Origin of the sequence: Brachybacterium paraconglomeratum, from assembly GCF_039541415.1 — a bacterium.
GTDB classification, from domain to species: domain Bacteria; phylum Actinomycetota; class Actinomycetes; order Actinomycetales; family Dermabacteraceae; genus Brachybacterium; species Brachybacterium paraconglomeratum_A.
The window spans coordinates 1-15,892 of record NZ_BAABGE010000006.1 but is presented as its reverse complement, the minus strand read 5'-3'; the positions used below and the strand labels follow the sequence as shown (position 1 = coordinate 15,892).

The window sequence follows — 15,892 nt, the reverse complement described above, 5'->3', positions numbered from 1 at the left end:
AGCTCACGCAGAGATGGGGCCGGGGACCTGGCTGACGCCGTCCTCCCACAGGGCCCGGGTCGCCTCGGCGACGCCGCCCGCGTCCACGTCGGAGACCCCGAGGATGCCCTCGTCGTCGAGCGGGAGATGGCCGATCCTCCAGCTGCCGTCCGCTTCCACATGGAACATCAGCGGAGCGGGCTCTGCCGGGGCGGAGAGATCGGTGCGGCGCAGCGAGACGGTGCGCTCGTTGCCCTCTCCGAGGAAGGCCAGCACGATGTCGGAGACCGAGGCGGGCACCTGGTCGCTGCTCGGGAGGGCGGTGACCACGAAGGAGTCCAGCTCGTCCTGGGTGAGCATGAGGATGGCCTCGTTGGCCTTGATGATGAAGGCCATGCGCATCGCCTCGCCCTCCGCCAGCGCGATCCCCAGCCAGCGATCGGCGGCGGTCAGTGCGGTGGCGACCACCTGGCCCTCCTCGCCCAGCAGCCACTGGCCATCCTCCGAACGCTCGACCTTGCCGCGAGCGCGGAGCCCCGAGGTCACCGCTGCAGTGACGAACTCCTGGGCGGCCTCAGGCGCAGAGCGCAGCCCGATCTGCTCCCGGGTGATCCGTCCGTTCTCGGTGTCGCGCAGCCCGAGCATGAAGTCGATCTCGTAGGCCGTGTAGATCGTGACCTGCTCATCGGCCGTGCTGGTCTCGCTCATAGGTCCCCCTGGGTGGCGTGGTCCGGACCTGGCAGACATCCGGAAGAAGTGTTTCCGAAAGGATGTCAGATCCGCGCCGGGCACTCCACCTGTTCTCAGGAGAGCCGGTCATAGATCTCGGGGGTGACCTCGTAGCGCAGTGGAGCGCCGGTGAGGAATGAGGTGATCTCTTCCACCACTCCGTCGCCCTGGGCTCGCCGCGCCTCCACGGTCCCACCGGCCACGTGCGGGGTGATCAGCACGTTGTCGAGTCCGTAGAGCGGGGATTCCTCCACCAGGGGCTCGCTGTCGAAGACGTCCAGTCCTGCGCGCAGACGGCCTGCGACCAGCTCGGCGGTCAGCGACTCCATATCGATCACGGCCGAACGGGCGGTGTTGAGCACGGTCGCACCATCGCGCAGCCGAGCGAGCATGGCGGCATCGAGCATTCCCCGGGTCTCGTCGGTGACCGGGGCGTGGATCGCGAGCACGTCGCTGCGCTCGCACAGCTCCGCCAGTCCCACCAGCTGCACCCCGAGTGCCGCGGCGTCATCCGCCGTGGCGAAAGGGTCGTGGGCGAGCACCGTACGGACTCCCAGCCCGCGCACCATCGAGACGTACTCCCGACCCACCCGGGACAGGCTGAGCACGCCGATGGTCTGCTCCCGGATGCCGTGGGTGAGGACCCCGGAGCCGCCGGCCTTCCAGTCCCGCGTGGCCTGCAGACGGCGGTCCATCGAGTGCACGTCGCGCAGCAGCACCAGGGTGAAGGTGAGTGCGAGCTCTGCGACCGCGGTGGCCATCGCCGCCGAGCCGCCCTGGGCGAGCCGCAGTCCCTGCTCGAGCACGTGCTTGGGAAACAGCCCGCGCACGGTGCCGGCCGTGTGCGCGGCGTATTTCAGCCGTGATCCGCTCAGCGCCGAAGGATCGAAGGGGGCGGTGCTCCAGGAGGTGATCAGCACGTCGTAGTCGTCCGCGAGGCCCTCGGGGAGGTGGACCCGGGCATCGCCGCTCTCCGGTGGGAGCACCACCTCGCCCACACGCCGCAGCCGCTCCAGGGCCGCCTCGGAATAGAGGACGCCGAGCTCCTTGGGGGTGATCGCCATGAAGATGCGGGGAGCGCGGTCCGGCTGTGTGGGGACGGGCATGAGGTCTCCTTCTCGGGGGTGGGGAGCTGCGCGGGAGCGGGGAGTGCTTCAGGGGTGCGGTGAGTCGAGCAGGCCGAGCCGGCTCAGACCGGCGAGCAGGTGAACGGCCACGGCCGCATTGCCGAGCTGGTCGAAGTGTCCCGGATCCGTGGAGATCGATGGGGGCTTGGCCCCAGCGCGCCGCTCGGCGAGGTCGTCCGCGGAGGCGTCGATCCCGGTGGCCTCCGGCAGCGTCGGGGAGGTGAGGAAGTCCTGGACCTCGAGGTAGGCGGGGCCGAAGCGTTCGGCGCCTCCGGAGTTCACGGCGAGCACCTGTGCGCGCATCGCGGGCTCGGCGGCGTTGTTCACGAACTGGCCGACGATGGCGACGCGTGCCCCGGCCTGCTCGAGGTAGCGGGCGGAGAGGGTGATGCGGTCCAGCACCCCTGCGGCGTTCTGCCCGCGGTTGAGGTCGTTCTTGCCCATCCACAGCACGGCGTCGTGGCCGCGCAGGGAGGTCCCGGCGAGGGGGAGGAAGGGGTCGCCGTCGACCGCGATCGGCTCCCCGGGGTGCAGACGGGTCAGGAACACGCCCTCCTCGGTGCCGTGGACCACGGCCGGGATGCCGGCGACGTGACCGGCGAAGGGCTTGAGGAAGAGGGAGACCAGATCGAGTGCAGTGGGCAGCAGCCGCACCGTCCCGGCCGCAGGGAGGCGCCCGCCGTCCACGGAGACCGGGAGCGGGATCGACCCGATCCGAGCGGCGGTGTGGTGGGAGGTCTCCCCACCGCGTCCTTCGTTGAGGAAGCCGGTGCCCGACGGTGCCAGCGCCGCCTCGAGCGCCGGTCCGATCAACGCCATCGAGGAGGAGCCCCAGCCGACGAGGGCGGGTCTCATGACAGCCAGCCCTCGCGCCCGGCGGCGACGAACTCCTCATCCAGCAGTGCGGGGAAGCGTGCCCGCACCTCGCGGATCAGCTGTTCCTGCCCGCGGGAGAGGACATCGGGGCCCAGGCAGCGGGTGGCGCTCAGCAGTCCCTGCTGGCGCAACACCTCGTTCACACCGGGCACGCAGCCCGCGAAATCGTGCAGCACATCGAAGACGGCCGCGTTGACCTCCACCAGATCGCTGCCCAGCGCGAGCAGTTCGGGGGTGACGGCGTCGGCGGCGACCTCGGCGTTCGCCCGGGCGACCAGTTCGACGGCGGCGCGGGTGCCCACGGCCCACTGCCCCAGCAGCCCGCCGCGTGCCCGCACCTCGCGCGGCCGCCCGTCGACCTCGCGCCGGAAGGGCGTCACCAGATCCGCCACGATCGCATCATCGTTGCCGGTCAGCACGGCCACCTGATCCCAGCGGTCGTGACCGAGCAGCTCCTGCATCACATCATTGGTGCGATAGCGGTCGAAGGGTGCCGTCTTCACCGCCACCACCGATTCGAGGTTGAAGAGGGAACGCCAGAAGGACCGGCCGAGGGGCATGCCGCCCACGCTGTCCTGCAGGTAGAAGCCGACGGTGGGGAGCACCTCGCCGACGGCGGCGGCACGCTCGAGCAGGGACTGCTCGCTCCGCTCCACCATCCCCCACGGGCTCATCAGCGCTGCGTGATAGCCGAGCTCGCGGGCGAGCTCCGCCTCCCGGACGGCCTGGGCGGTGTCACCGACCAGCCCCGCGATCAGCAGCGGGGAGGTGACGGCGCCGGGGATGCCCTCCGCGGCGACGGAGGCGGCCAGCTCCCAGACGGTGCGCAGCATCGCAGGGTGGTCATGCAGCTCGAACTGGGTGGAATGCACACCGACAGCGAGGCCATGCGCGCCGGCGGCCAGCTGATAGCGGGTCAGCGCCCGCTGCGCGCGCAGGTCGACTCCGCCGGCCTCGTCCAGTGCCAGGGGATGTGCAGGGATCGCGACGCCCGCATCGAGCCTCGCGTGCAGGTCGATCATCAGAACTTCCCCTCGCGCTGCTGGAACTTGGTCGCCTTGCCGAGCTGGCGGCCACCGCCCCCGACCCACTGGCCCACCCAGCGCACCAGGCGGCGCAGCGGCACCGAGGGGTAGCCGTAGAGCTCATGGACCGCGGCAGCGTCGTTCAGCAGTGCGTCGGCCGATTCCTCGCCGACGATCCGGGGCTCGATGCCCATCTCCTCGCCGAGCCAGTGGGCCAGCCGCCGCACGGAGACGGTCTCCGGGCCGGTCGCGTTGAGGATCTTCGGGGGAGTGCCCGCCAGCTCGATCGAGCGCAGCGCCCAGGCGTTGATATCGCCCTGCCAGGCGACGTTGACGGCGGGCATGGTGACATCCACCGGCTCGCCCGCGGCGATCTTGGTGGCGATGTCGGCGATCACGCCGTACCGCAGCTCGCAGGCGTAGTTCAGGCGGAAGATCGACACCGGGGTATCCCAGGTGTGGGAGGCGTAGCTGAACAGCCGCTCCCGGGCGAGGCAGGACTGGGCGTATTCGCCGACCGGCGCGGGGTCATCCGCCTCGGTGGAACCGCCGGAGCCGAGCGGGGAGAGCGGGTACACGTTGCCGGTGGAGTAGACCAGCGAGGGGACGCCCCGGTACCGGTCGGCGACGAGCGCCGGCATCGCGGCGTTGGACCACCAGGTCTGGTGCTCCTGCCCGGTGGTGCCGAACTTCATCGCTGCGAGGTAGAACATGCCTGCGGCATCCGGGAGGTCCGCATAGTTGGCCGACTCGGACAGGTCCGCGGGATGGACGATGATCCCCGCTTCCTCGAGCAGCTCCCGCGAGGCGGGATCGGAGAATCGCGAGACGGCGACGACGCGGGCGGTGGAGCCGACCTGGTCCAAGGCGCGACGCGCCATCAGCGACATGGTGGGGCCGATCTTGCCGCCGGCGCCGAGGAGCACGATGTCGCCGCCCAGTGCGGCGAGGGCCTCGCCCACGCCCGGGAGCGGGCGGGACAGGAGCTCATCGAGCTCTCGCTCGTCGGCAGGGGCAGTGGTGGGAAGCGCGCTGGTGATCACGGTCGACACTGATCGTCCTCACGTCGGGAGAGATGATGGCGGGAGAAAAGGATTTCCCTGTGAGGGCGAGCCTAAGCCGCCAGCGTGGGGCCGTCAAGAGAGCGTTTGCTACGAGTATCCTCCGAGCATGGCAGTGACCCTCAAAGACGTGGCGCAGCGCGCGGGAGTTTCCGTCCCTACGGCATCCCGTGTGCTCTCCGGGAGCACCTACCCCGTGGTCGAGGAGCTCCGTGAGCGGGTGAAGGCCGTCGCCCTCGAGCTCGACTACGTCCCCAACGCCCAGGCGCAGGGGCTGCTGCGCGGCAACACCGGCACCATCGGGGTGCTGGTGGGAGACGTCGGCGACCCGTACTTCTCCGAGATCGTCAACGGCATCCACGAGCGCGCGACCGCCGAGAACCTGCTGGTGACCATCTGCCACACGGAACGTGACCCGGAGCGCGAGCTCGGCTACTTCCGGATGCTGCAGTCGCACCGGGCGCACTCCGTGATCGTCGCCGGCTCGGGCCTCACCGACGAGGACTACCGGCAGGGGATCGCGACCCGGGTGAAATCCTTCCGTGCTGCGGGCGGGCATGTGGTGGGCATCGGCACCCCGGTGGTCGAGATGGACCGGGTGCTGGTGGACAACCGTGAAGGCGGCCGGCTCATCGGCCGCCACCTCACCGACCTCGGCCACCGCGACATCGCACTGATCTCCGGTCCCGAAGCCCTGATCTCCAGCCAGGAACGCTACGAGGGGATGAAGGAAGTGCTCGACGAGGCCGGGGCCCGCCTGATCGTCCACCACGGTCCGCCGAACCGGGACGAGGGCTACCGCGCCGCCGGCGAGCTGCTGCGGGAGCACCCCGAGCTCACCGCGCTGCTCGGCACGGCGGACCAGATGGCGATGGGCGCCCTCGCCTACCTGCGCGACCAGGGACGCAGCGTGCCGGAGGACGTCTCCGTCGCCGGCTTCAACGACATCGCCGTCGCGCGCGACCTCTCGCCCTCGCTGACCACCGTGCGGCTGCCGCTGCGGGAGATGGGCAAGATCGCCCTGGATCTCGCGCTGGGCCGCGGCGGGACTCGGGGGGCGGCCGACGGGCAGGATGCTGAGGGAGGCGCCGGCGAGGCTCCCATGATCGAGCGGCGCCTCGGCGTGGAGCTGATGGTGCGCCAGTCCACCGGGCCTGTGCGCTCGCCCTGAGCAGCACCCACTGTCACGGCTCGAAGGAGCATTGATGTCCGCCGCCCCGCAGGATGGCCGCCCGAGCGACATTCAGGTGCGCGAGGCGCAGGTCAGCTTCCGCGATGTGGCCCTGGAGCCGCCCTTCGTGATCAGCGGGCGGCCGCTCACCCACATCACTGCGGTCACCGTGCGCGTCGACGCCCAGACGCGGAGCGGTCGCGCGGTGGCGGGGACCGGGGCGGGGATGCTCTCGGTGCCCTGGTCCTGGCCCTCGGCCGGTCTCGGCCTGGAGGCCCGCGAACGCGTGATGCGCGAACTGGTGCAGCTGCTCGCGGCGCAGGCGACCGGTTCCTCACTCCGCGGGGATCCGTTCGTGCTCTGGCGACCGCTGTACGACGGCCTCGATGAGATGCTCGAGCGCACGGCGCGCCACGCCGGGATCGATGCCATCCCGCGCCTGGCCGGCCTGCTGGCTCTCGGCGCCGTCGACAATGCCCTGCACGATGCCTGGTCACGAGCTGCCGGGCTCCCGCTCACCTCGATGTACACCGCGGAGCACCTGCGGGAGGATCTCGGCTGTCACGGCGAGGCAGGGGAGGGGCTGCACCCGGGCGATACGCTGCGTCGGCCCCGCTCCCAGCTGCCGGTCCAGCATGCGCTCGGGGTCGGCGACCCGCTCACCGCGGACCTCGCCGCTGCGGGCGTGCGGAGCCTCGAGGACTGGATCCGCAGCGAGGGCGTGCATCACCTGAAGCTCAAGCTCACGGGGGAGGCGTCGGCCGATATCGAGCGGATCCGCGCCGTGCACCGCACCGCCACCCCGCTGCGTCCCGACCTGCGCCTCTCCCTGGATCCCAACGAGGCCTACACGCTGCCCGTGCTCGGCGAGCTGCTCGACACCCTCGAGCGTGAGGACCCGGTCCTGTTCGCCGCGATCGACTACCTCGAGCAGCCGATCCCTCGCGACCAGACTCCGGATCCCCTCGAGCTGAGCAGGCTCTCGGCCCGGATCCCGGTGCTGCTCGACGAGGGCTACAGCCGGCTCTCGCAGCTGTCGACACTGCGGGACGAGGGATGGTCCGGCGTGGTGATCAAGGCGGTCAAGGGCCAGAGCCACGCGATGATCACCCAGGCGCTCGCGAGCGCGGCCGGGATGCGGATCGCGATCCAGGACCTCACCGCGGTCGACCTCGCCCTCGAGCATTCCCTCGGCCTCGCCGCAGTGCTGCCGGTCTCCTGGCCTGCGGTCGAGTACAACAGCAGGCAGTACGCCGCGGCGGCGAATGCGCAGCTCGCGCAGCGCGCTCCGGACCTCGTCACGGTGCGGGATGGCTCTGTCCGTGTCGGCCCGGTGTCCCGCGGAGTGCACGACATCTGAGCTGACGCGGCCGTGCGCGGCGCCGCAAGGTCACAAGCGGGACACGGTCCCGGGGCCCGCGCACGGCCCAGTGACACCGATTGCGGTGATTCCTTGACAACACCCGTGAGCCCCGTCACGATTGGCGTAGAAAGCGTTTGCAGTCATCGGGGCGACGGCGCCCCGGGCGATGGCGCAGACAGCATCCGAAGGGTGAACTCCATGGCAAAGACGCAGGAATTCGGAACAGTCAGCAGGCGGGTGCTGCTCGGCATGGGAGTCGGAGGGGCCGGACTGCTCGCCTCGGGCTGCTCCCTCTTCGATTCAGGCTCGGGCGGGACCGGCGGCGGCAGCGGTGGTGGTGAGGACGGCGGGACCTCCATCACGATCGCCAGCACCAGCACGATCGACGCCCTCGACCCGCACTACGTGAACTCCAGCATGTACATCCTTCCGGCAGGACTGATGGAAGGGCTGCTGATGCAGTCCGAGGACGGCACCGATGTCGTGCCTGCGCTCGCCGAGAGCTGGGACGAGTCCGAGGACGGGCTGACCTACACCTTCCACCTCCGCGCAGCGAACTGGTCCAACGGGGAGCCGGTCACCTCCGAGGATGCGCTCTTCTCCTTCCAGCGGCTGCTCAGCCCGAGCGGCGCGGGCAGCGGCTACACGACCGGTGCCTCGAGCTTCCTCCCCTCGATCGGCATCAAGGGCGCCTCCGCCTTCCAATCAGGGGCCACGGACGACTGGGCGGACGTGGGCATCTCCGCCCCCGACGAGTCCACCGTCGAGGTCACCCTCGCGTCCCCGAATCCCGACTTCCTGATCAACATGACGCACTACTCGATGAGCGTGCTGAACAAGGCGGCGGTGGAGGCGGACTCCACGGGCTGGACCTCCGTCGACGCCTGGGTCGGCAACGGTCCTTACATCCTGTCGAATTGGGATCCGACAACACTGGTCGAGCTCGAGAAGAACCCTGAGTACTGGGACGCGGACAACGTCAGCATCGATCGCATCGCCCTGCAGCTCGGCGGGGACATGCCCACCAACATCCTCGCCTTCAACGCGGGAGAGCTGGACATCACGGGCGTGGGGGCGGAGGCCCTCGCCGGCGACCCCTCGCTCGTGGAGAAGATGATCGAGGTGCCCGGCTACGCCTGCCATTACCTGCAGACCATGTGGGGCGGCCATGAGGCGATCCGCGATCAGCGAGTGCGCCGGGCACTGTCGATGGCGATCGACAGGGATGCACTCATCGAGAACCTCCCGGGCCTCGAGGCGGCGGGTTCGCTGATGCCCAGCAGCGTCCCGGGGTGGAGCGAAGAGATCGTCGTCCCCTTCGATCCCGACGGGGCCAAGAAGCTGCTCGACGAAGCTGGATACGGGGACGGGGTTCCCGGGCTGCGGATCCAGATGGGTTTCGAGGGCCCGATGTTCACGATCCTCGCCGAGCAGCTGAAGGAGACCCTCGGCATGGAGGTCACCCTCGACATCCTGGAAGCCGGCGTCCACGCCGATACGCGCTGGCTCCCCCATGAGGACACCTCGGTGATGAGCTTCTACTACGGCTCCTTCGCCGGCATCTCGACGATGCCCAACTGGATCCTGAACATCTTCGGCATCGACCACGTGCGCCAGTTCTCTCTGCCCCTCGAGGCATGGGACGAGATCAAGGCAACCCGGGCCGACGAGAGCCTCGACGGTGCGCAGATCGCCGCCACGGTCGAGGAGATCCTCTCGACCAAGTCCGATCCGCAGGCGCAGAAATACGCCGAGACGGCACTGGCTGCGCAGGCGGAGCTGGACCCGGAGAAGCGCACCAGCACCTTCCTCGATGCCGCACAGATCCGTGAGGAGCTCGCCTACACGATCCCGATCGCCTGGGGATCACAGACGTGGCTGACCTCAGATCGCGTCACGGGGCTGCAGGGCCGCTCTTCTCCGGAGGGCTACTACTACAAGCACCTGACGGCGAGCGAGTGAACCCGGTGACGGCAGGGAAGGAGGTGGCGGGCAGATGAGACTGGCGATGTTCATCGGGCGGCGGCTGATCCGGCTCGCGCTGTGCATGTTCGCGGTGTCGCTGCTGACCTTCGGGCTGCTGCAGCTGGCGCCCGGCGACTTCGCCGGGATCCAGGCCTCGGGTGGCGGCACCGTCAGCCTCGCGCAGCAGGCGACGAGCGAGAACCGCACCGAGCTGGGCGCCCGCTATGGCTCCGAGGTGCCCCTCTGGCAGCAGTACTCGACGTTCATGGTCGGTGCGGTGACCGGCGACATGGGCCCGAGCTACCGCTTCACCAGCCGGACCGTCGAGGAGATCATCGCCACCGCCTTCCCGATCTCCGCGGCGCTGGCCGTCTCCGCGACCTTCGTCGCCGTCGCCATCGCGGTGCCGCTGGGGATCCTCGCCGCCGTGCGGCGTCGGTCCCTGCTGGATACCGGCACCATGTTCCTGGCCACTCTCGGCAACGGACTGCCGAACTACCTGGCTGCACTGGTCCTGGTGCTGATCTTCGGTGTCGGCCTCGGCGTCCTCCCGATCTACGGGTGGAAGGGGCCGGAATACATGGTGCTGCCCACCCTCGCGCTGGCGATCGCGCCGATCGGCGTGCTCGCCCGCCATGTGCGCTCCTCGATGCTCGAGAACCTCCGTCAGGACTATGTGATCACAGCCCGGGCCAAGGGAGGCAGGGAGCGCACCATCCTGGTCACCCACGTGCTGCGGAACTCGCTGATGCCGCTGGTGACCGTGGTGGGGCCGATGTTCGCCTCCCTCGCCACCGGCACCATCTTCGTCGAGAAGATCTTCGGAATCCCGGGGCTCGGGCACTACTTCACCCAGGCCGCAGTGAGCCGAGACATGCCGCTGCTGATGGGCACCACCCTCTTCTTCGCCGCCCTCCTGATGCTGATGAACCTGCTGGTCGATCTCAGCTACGCAGCTCTCGACCCCCGGGTCAGGGCAGATCTGGGACTCGCCTCGCAGGGACCTCGCCGCACCCGCGGCGGGGACGCCGACGGCGAGGTGGACGCAGGCGGCACGCCGACCACCGTCAGCACGCCGGTGCAGACAGGAGCGATCTGATGTCCGTGCTCGACGAACCGGCCACGATCTCCGCCCAGGCCCCGGCCTACCGCCACACCAGCGAGTGGAGCCGCCGCTGGGGTCGCTTCCTGCGCAACCGGCTCTCCGTGGTGAGCCTCGCGTTCATCGGGCTGGTGGCGGTGGTCGCGCTCGCCTCGCCGCTGCTCGCACCGTTCCACTTCGCGACCCTCCATCGCGGCCAGGAGCTGCTGCCCACCTTCACCGACGGCTTCGTGATGGGCACCGACGAGCTCGGCCGGGACATCTTCTCCCGGCTGATCTACTCGATCCGCACCGCCCTGTTCATCGCTATCGCCGCGGAGGTCCTGTCGCTCGGGATCGGGATGGTGGTCGGACTGGTCGCCGGGTACAAGGGCGGGAAGTACGACGCCGTGCTGATGGCGATCACGGACGTCATGTTCGCCTTCCCCGGGTACCTCTTCTCGGTGCTGCTGGTGGCAGTGATGGGGCGCTCCACCTGGGCGATCATCCTCGCCCTCACGATCGCCTCCTGGGTGGGCCAGTCCCGCCTGCTGCGGGCCCAGATCATGCGCCTGAAGACCCTCGAGTATGTGGAGGCCGGACGGTCGATGGGGGCGGGCGGATGGACCCTGGTGATGCGGTACATGCTCCCCAACGCGCTCGGCCCGGTGCTGGTCACGGTCAGCTTCGGCATCCCGGCGAACATGCTGGCCGAATCGGGCCTCTCAATCCTCGGCCTCGGCGTCGCCCCGCCCACGCCCTCGCTCGGCGCGATGATCGTCGACGGCTACGCCTATGTGCTCAACAGCCCGCACCTCATCTTCTGGCCGACGATCGTGTTCGTCGCGATCATGGTCGCCTTCACCTTCGTCGGCGACGGCATCCGTGATGCCTTCGATGTCGACGAGACCTGAAAGAGAGCCCACCATGCTGCTCGACGTCTCCGACCTGCGGGTCACCTTCGATATGCCCGACGGGTCCACCGTGCACGCGGTCAACGGGCTGGACCTCCAGCTGGACGAGAACGGCTCGACGGCCGTGATCGGCGAATCCGGCTCCGGCAAGAGCGTCTCGATGCGGGCGATCCTGGGTCTGCTGCCCAGCACCGCCACTGTCTCCGGCACGGCCCTGTTCGACAGAGGCGCCGGTGACACCATCGATCTTCTGCGTGCCGGCCACACCCAGTTGCGGAAGGTGCGCGGCCGAGAGGTGGGGATGATCTTCCAGAATGCGATGGAGTCGCTGAACCCTTCGCTCACCCTCGAGCGCCAGCTCACCGAACCGATCCTCTGGCACGGGCTGGGCACCAAGCACGAGGCCCGCAAGCTCGCCATCCGGGCCCTCGGCGACGTGGGGATCCCGGAGCCGGAGCGACGGATCACGATGTACCCCTTCCAACTCTCCGGCGGGATGCGCCAGCGCGCCATGATCGCGATGGCCACCGTCACCGCGCCCCGCCTGGTCATCGCCGACGAACCCACCACCGCGCTCGACGTCACCGTCCAGAAGCAGATCCTCGACCTGCTGCGCAGCATGCGTGATGACGGGATGTCCCTGGTGATGATCACCCACGACCTGGGCGTGGCCCGGTACCTCTCCGGCGACGGAGTGGTGCTGCGCCACGGCGAGGTGCAGGAGTCCGGCCCCATGAAGCAGCTGCTCACCGCCCCCGAACACCCTTATACCCGGATGCTGCTGGACTCTGCGATGGACATCCGGCCTCCGGAGGAGGTCACCAGCGACGCGGCCGACACCGGTGCGACTCCTCCCCGCCCGCAGGCAGCCGCCGCAGCGTCGGCGGGCGGAAAGACACCGCCCTCGGAGTCGGCGACCCAGTCGCTGGTCTCCGTGCACGAGCTGGTCAAGGACTTCCCCGGCGCGACCGGCCCGGTACGGGCGGTGGACCACGTCTCCTTCGCGCTGCACCGCGGCCGCACCCTCGGGGTGGTGGGGGAGTCCGGGTCGGGGAAGTCCACCCTGGCCCGACTGGTGCTGCGCCTCATCGAACCGACCAGCGGCGATGTCACCTTCGACGGCAAGGACGTGCTCGCGATGGGTCGCCGGGAGCTGCGCGAGCAGCGGCGCTCGATGCAGATGGTGTTCCAGAGTCCGTACGGCTCGCTGCTGCCGGCCTCGACCATCGCGGAGAACATCGAGGAACCGCTGCGGATCAACCGCATCGGCTCCCGCGCCTCGCGTCGCGAGCACGCCCTGGACCTCCTGACGAAGGTGGATCTGCCCGCCCATTTCGAGAACCTCTACCCGCGCCAGCTCTCCGGTGGGCAGCAGCAACGGGTGGCGATAGCCCGCGCGCTCGCCCTCGAACCCGATCTGCTGGTGGCCGACGAGCCCACCTCGGCGCTCGATGCCTCCGTGCAGCTGCAGGTCCTCGATCTCCTCGAGAGCCTCCGCCAGGAGCTCGGCTTCTCGATCCTGCTGATCACCCACAACCTCGCCGTGGTGGAGCGCTTCGCCGACGAGGTGCTGGTGATGAGATCGGGGAAGGTGATCGAGCAGGGCTCCGCCTTCGAGATCTTCACCCGTCCCCGCGAGGAGTACACCAAGACCCTCCTCTCCGCCGTGCTGCCGGTGCACTCCGATGCACTCTGAGCCCGCGCACACCGCTTCCGCCGCGCACCGAGTGCTCGCGGTCGACGGCGGAACCCCGGTTCTGCCCCGGGGAACCCTGCCCACGACCAACGATGCCGCTGGTCGCACGCTCGGCGCCGAAGAAGAGGCGGCCGTGCTGCGGGTGCTGCGCTCAGGGATGCTTTCGGGGGTGTGGGGCACCGAGGTCAAGGCGCTCGAGCGGGAGTTCGCGGAGATGATGGGCGCTGACCATGCCGTCTCCTGCAGCAGCGGGACCGCCGCGCTGCATCTCGCCGTCGCGGCTGTCGATCCCGCCCCTGGGGACGAGATCATCGTCCCTCCGATCTCCGACATGGGATCGGTGCTGCCGATCATCGCTCAGAACGCCGTGCCGGTCTTCGCCGACCTCGACCCGGCCACCGGTTGCCTGGACCCTGAGGACGTGCGCCGGCGGATCACCCCGCGCACTCGCGCGATACTCGTCGTCCATCTGTTCGGCGCCGCCGCCCGGCTGACCGAGCTGCGCGCCATCGCCGACGAGGCGGGGATCCTGCTGATCGAGGACTGCGCCCAGGCGTACCTCTCTCGTGAGGATCCCTCGGCGCCGCTGGTGGGCACCATCGGCGACCTCGGCTGCTTCAGCCTCCAGCAGTCCAAGCACATCACCACCGGGGACGGTGGTCTGGTGCTCACCGACGATCCGGGCCTGGCCCGCGCGATGCGTCTCTTCGCGGACAAGGCCTGGCCCCGGGACACGGGGGAGCGCACCTACCTCTCCTTCGCCCTGAACTACCGGATGCCGGAGCTGAGCGGCGCCGTCGCCCGGGCCCAGCTGCACAAGCTCCAGGGTGTGGTCGAGCGACGCCGCCGCAGCGCCGAGCGGGTCTCTGCGCGTATCGGAGCCCTCTCCGGGGTGAGTGTCCCGCCGACCGGGACCGAGCATGCCTATTGGTACTACCCGCTGCTCCTCGAGGGGCTCGACCGTGAGGGGACCCGCCGCTTCGCCGCTGCGCTCTCCGCCGAGGGAGTGTCCTGCATCGCCGGATACATCGCCCGCCCGCTCTACACCGAGCCGGTGCTGCGCTCGCCGAGCGCCTATGGCGGCAGCGGCTTCCCGCTGCGCGGCACCATCGAGTATCCGGACGGCACCTGCCCGCAGGCCGAAGCGCTCATCGACCATCGCCTACTGGTCATCCCCTGGAACGAGAACTTCACCGAGGAGCAGGTCGAGGGGATCGCTGTGGCGATCGAGAAGGTCCATCAGGAGCTGATCGGCGCATGATCCTCGACTGCGACCTGCTGGTGGGGCGTGACATCGCGACCGGTCGACGCCGCACCCCCGCAGAGCTCGCCCAGCGACTCGCCGTCGCCGGGATCGACGGAGGAGCGGTGACCAGCCTGCGGGCCCTCACCTTCGACCCGGTCTCCGGGAACCAGGAGACGGCGCAGGCCGCGAAGGACCACGGCTGGATCGCGGCCCCCGGCGTGGACCTGCGCAACCCCGTGGACGCCGAGGCCCGCCTGCAGCAGATCGCCGCCGACGGGCACCATCTGGTCCGGTTCGCGACCACCCGCCAGAACATCCCCGGCACCGCGCCCCGGCTGCGGCTGCTCGCCCGCCGGGCCACCGAGCTCGGGCTCACCCTGCTGGTCGAGGGTTCCACCCGCACCGTCGGTCTCGCGCTGATGGGGATCGGCGCCTCGGTGGTCCTGCTCGACCAGCACTTCTACGATGCGGGGGAGTTCATCCTCGTGGCCCGGGAGGAGCCCGGCTTCCACACCTCCACCCGGCTGCTCGGCAACCCGGAGGCATGGGAACAGATCGTCACCGAGGTCGGCGCGGAACGCCTCGTGCTCGGCACCCGCGCCGGCTGGTCCGAGGAGCATTCCGTGCTGGAGCGGCTGCACAGCAGCGGTCTCAGTCCCGAGCAGCGTGAGCTCGTCACCTCCGGAAACCTCCGACGCCTGGCAGGGGAGAACTCATGAACAGCGGGCGCATCGACGTGCACGCCCACCTGGGGCCGTGGTTCTTCGGGCCCGACGAGGGCACGGCGGAGGACAACCTGCGCTCGATGGATGCCCACGGGATCGACCTCCAGCTGGTCTCCGGGGTCGAGGCCGTCACCTACGACGCGAGCTCGGGCAACCGCGCTGTCGCCGCCGCCATCGAGGACCACCCACGGCTGCGCGGCATGTTCGTCATCGACCCCCGTGAGCTCGACACTGCTCGCGCGCAGATGGACGAGCTGCTGCCCGGCGGTCTGTTCGTCGGGGCGAAGATCCATACCGACTATGGGCGCACGGCGGCAGGGTCGGGGGCGATGGCGGCGGCCCTCGAGCTGTGCGCGGAACGGGGGCTGCCGGTGCTCGTCCACTCCTGGGGCACCGAGCTGCTCGCACTCGCGGACACCGTCGCCGCGGTGCCGGAGGTGAAGGTCATCGCCGGCCACATGGGCGGACCCGACTGGCGGCTCGCCCCCGAGGCTGCCTCCCGCACTGATCGACTGTGGCTGGAACCCGGCTACTCCCAGCCAGAGGCGGACAGGATCCGCTGGGTCCTGGACCGCGTCGGCCCGGAGCGGATGCTGTTCGGCACCGACTCCACGCTCATCGATCCTGCCCTCTCCGTCGGCGCCTTCCGCGCCGCCGTACTCAGCCCCGCCGAAGAACGACTGATCATGCGGGAGAATGCGCAGGCGCTGTTCGACCTCGGAACGGAATGACATGACCACGCAGAGCACCACCGAGCCCACCCGCCCCCGCGGACGTTTCGGCCCCGCTTTCGTCACCGCGGCGCTGGTCTTCGGACCCGGCAGCATCGCCACCGCGAGCTCGCTGGGCGCATCCTTCGCCTATGACGGCTCTTCAGAGTTGAGTGTGGGGTGAGGCGTCGAGGCCTCCGGTGATGAGGAGCATTCGGAGTCGG

The 15,892-nt window shown here is 69.8% G+C and carries 15 protein-coding genes; 10 read left to right on the top strand and 5 right to left on the bottom strand.

The genetic code is table 11. The annotated features are described in order from the left end of the window. Window positions 1-3 precede the first annotated feature (3 nt). The 5 genes from ABD893_RS08840 to ABD893_RS08820 form a co-directional block, all read right to left on the bottom strand. Window positions 4-687 carry a hypothetical protein gene (locus ABD893_RS08840; protein ID WP_345078532.1) on the bottom strand — a complete coding sequence of 228 codons (684 nt, stop codon included), beginning with the start codon at window positions 685-687 and terminating at the stop codon, window positions 4-6. 95 nt (window positions 688-782) lie between these two features. Continuing rightward, a complete protein-coding gene (locus ABD893_RS08835; protein ID WP_345078529.1) occupies window positions 783-1,814 on the bottom strand; it encodes a hydroxyacid dehydrogenase in 1,032 nt (343 codons plus the stop codon). Window positions 1,815-1,862: 48 nt separating this feature from the next. Continuing rightward, the gene (locus ABD893_RS08830; RefSeq protein ID WP_345078526.1) at window positions 1,863-2,690 is read right to left on the bottom strand and encodes a hypothetical protein; all 828 of its coding nucleotides are present in this window, start codon (window positions 2,688-2,690) and stop codon (window positions 1,863-1,865) included. Next, window positions 2,687-3,733 (bottom strand): dihydrodipicolinate synthase family protein, encoded by a 1,047-nt coding sequence (locus ABD893_RS08825; RefSeq protein ID WP_345078524.1) that lies wholly within the window; start codon window positions 3,731-3,733, stop codon window positions 2,687-2,689. The genes ABD893_RS08830 and ABD893_RS08825 overlap by 4 nt, the downstream gene beginning before the upstream one ends. Beyond that, on the bottom strand, window positions 3,733-4,788 hold the full coding sequence (locus tag ABD893_RS08820; protein ID WP_345078522.1) for an NAD-dependent epimerase/dehydratase family protein: 1,056 nt from the start codon (window positions 4,786-4,788) through the stop codon (window positions 3,733-3,735). The genes ABD893_RS08825 and ABD893_RS08820 overlap by 1 nt, the downstream gene beginning before the upstream one ends. A 118-nt stretch (window positions 4,789-4,906) precedes the next feature. On the opposite strand from ABD893_RS08820, the gene ABD893_RS08815 reads away from it, so the two are divergent. The 10 genes from ABD893_RS08815 (at window position 4,907) to ABD893_RS08770 (ending at window position 15,852) form a co-directional block, all read left to right on the top strand. Then, complete coding sequence (locus ABD893_RS08815; protein WP_345078519.1) at window positions 4,907-5,968, top strand: LacI family DNA-binding transcriptional regulator; 1,062 nt, start codon at window positions 4,907-4,909, stop codon at window positions 5,966-5,968. Between the two features lie 34 nt (window positions 5,969-6,002). Further along, a complete protein-coding gene (locus tag ABD893_RS08810) occupies window positions 6,003-7,328 on the top strand; it encodes an enolase C-terminal domain-like protein (RefSeq protein WP_345078516.1) in 1,326 nt (441 codons plus the stop codon). A 201-nt stretch (window positions 7,329-7,529) separates the two neighbouring features. Next, entirely contained in the window at window positions 7,530-9,293 is a 1,764-nt protein-coding gene (locus tag ABD893_RS08805) for a peptide ABC transporter substrate-binding protein (RefSeq protein ID WP_345078513.1), read from the top strand. A 34-nt stretch (window positions 9,294-9,327) separates the two neighbouring features. Beyond that, entirely contained in the window at window positions 9,328-10,395 is a 1,068-nt protein-coding gene (locus ABD893_RS08800; RefSeq protein WP_345078510.1) for an ABC transporter permease, read from the top strand. Beyond that, a complete protein-coding gene (locus ABD893_RS08795; RefSeq protein ID WP_345078507.1) occupies window positions 10,395-11,291 on the top strand; it encodes an ABC transporter permease in 897 nt (298 codons plus the stop codon). Before ABD893_RS08800 ends, ABD893_RS08795 begins: the two co-directional genes overlap by 1 nt. 13 nt (window positions 11,292-11,304) lie before the next feature. Further along, window positions 11,305-12,987 carry a dipeptide ABC transporter ATP-binding protein gene (locus ABD893_RS08790; RefSeq protein ID WP_345078504.1) on the top strand — a complete coding sequence of 561 codons (1,683 nt, stop codon included), beginning with the start codon at window positions 11,305-11,307 and terminating at the stop codon, window positions 12,985-12,987. Beyond that, on the top strand, window positions 12,977-14,248 hold the full coding sequence (locus tag ABD893_RS08785) for a DegT/DnrJ/EryC1/StrS family aminotransferase (RefSeq protein WP_345078501.1): 1,272 nt from the start codon (window positions 12,977-12,979) through the stop codon (window positions 14,246-14,248). Before ABD893_RS08790 ends, ABD893_RS08785 begins: the two co-directional genes overlap by 11 nt. Further along, complete coding sequence (locus ABD893_RS08780) at window positions 14,245-14,952, top strand: amidohydrolase family protein (RefSeq protein ID WP_345078498.1); 708 nt, start codon at window positions 14,245-14,247, stop codon at window positions 14,950-14,952. The genes ABD893_RS08785 and ABD893_RS08780 overlap by 4 nt, the downstream gene beginning before the upstream one ends. Then, window positions 14,949-15,689 (top strand): amidohydrolase family protein, encoded by a 741-nt coding sequence (locus tag ABD893_RS08775; protein ID WP_345078496.1) that lies wholly within the window; start codon window positions 14,949-14,951, stop codon window positions 15,687-15,689. Before ABD893_RS08780 ends, ABD893_RS08775 begins: the two co-directional genes overlap by 4 nt. Before the next feature lies 1 nt (window position 15,690). Further along, window positions 15,691-15,852, top strand: coding sequence for a hypothetical protein (locus ABD893_RS08770; protein ID WP_345078493.1), 162 nt, complete (start codon window positions 15,691-15,693; stop codon window positions 15,850-15,852). Window positions 15,853-15,892: the final 40 nt, after the last annotated feature.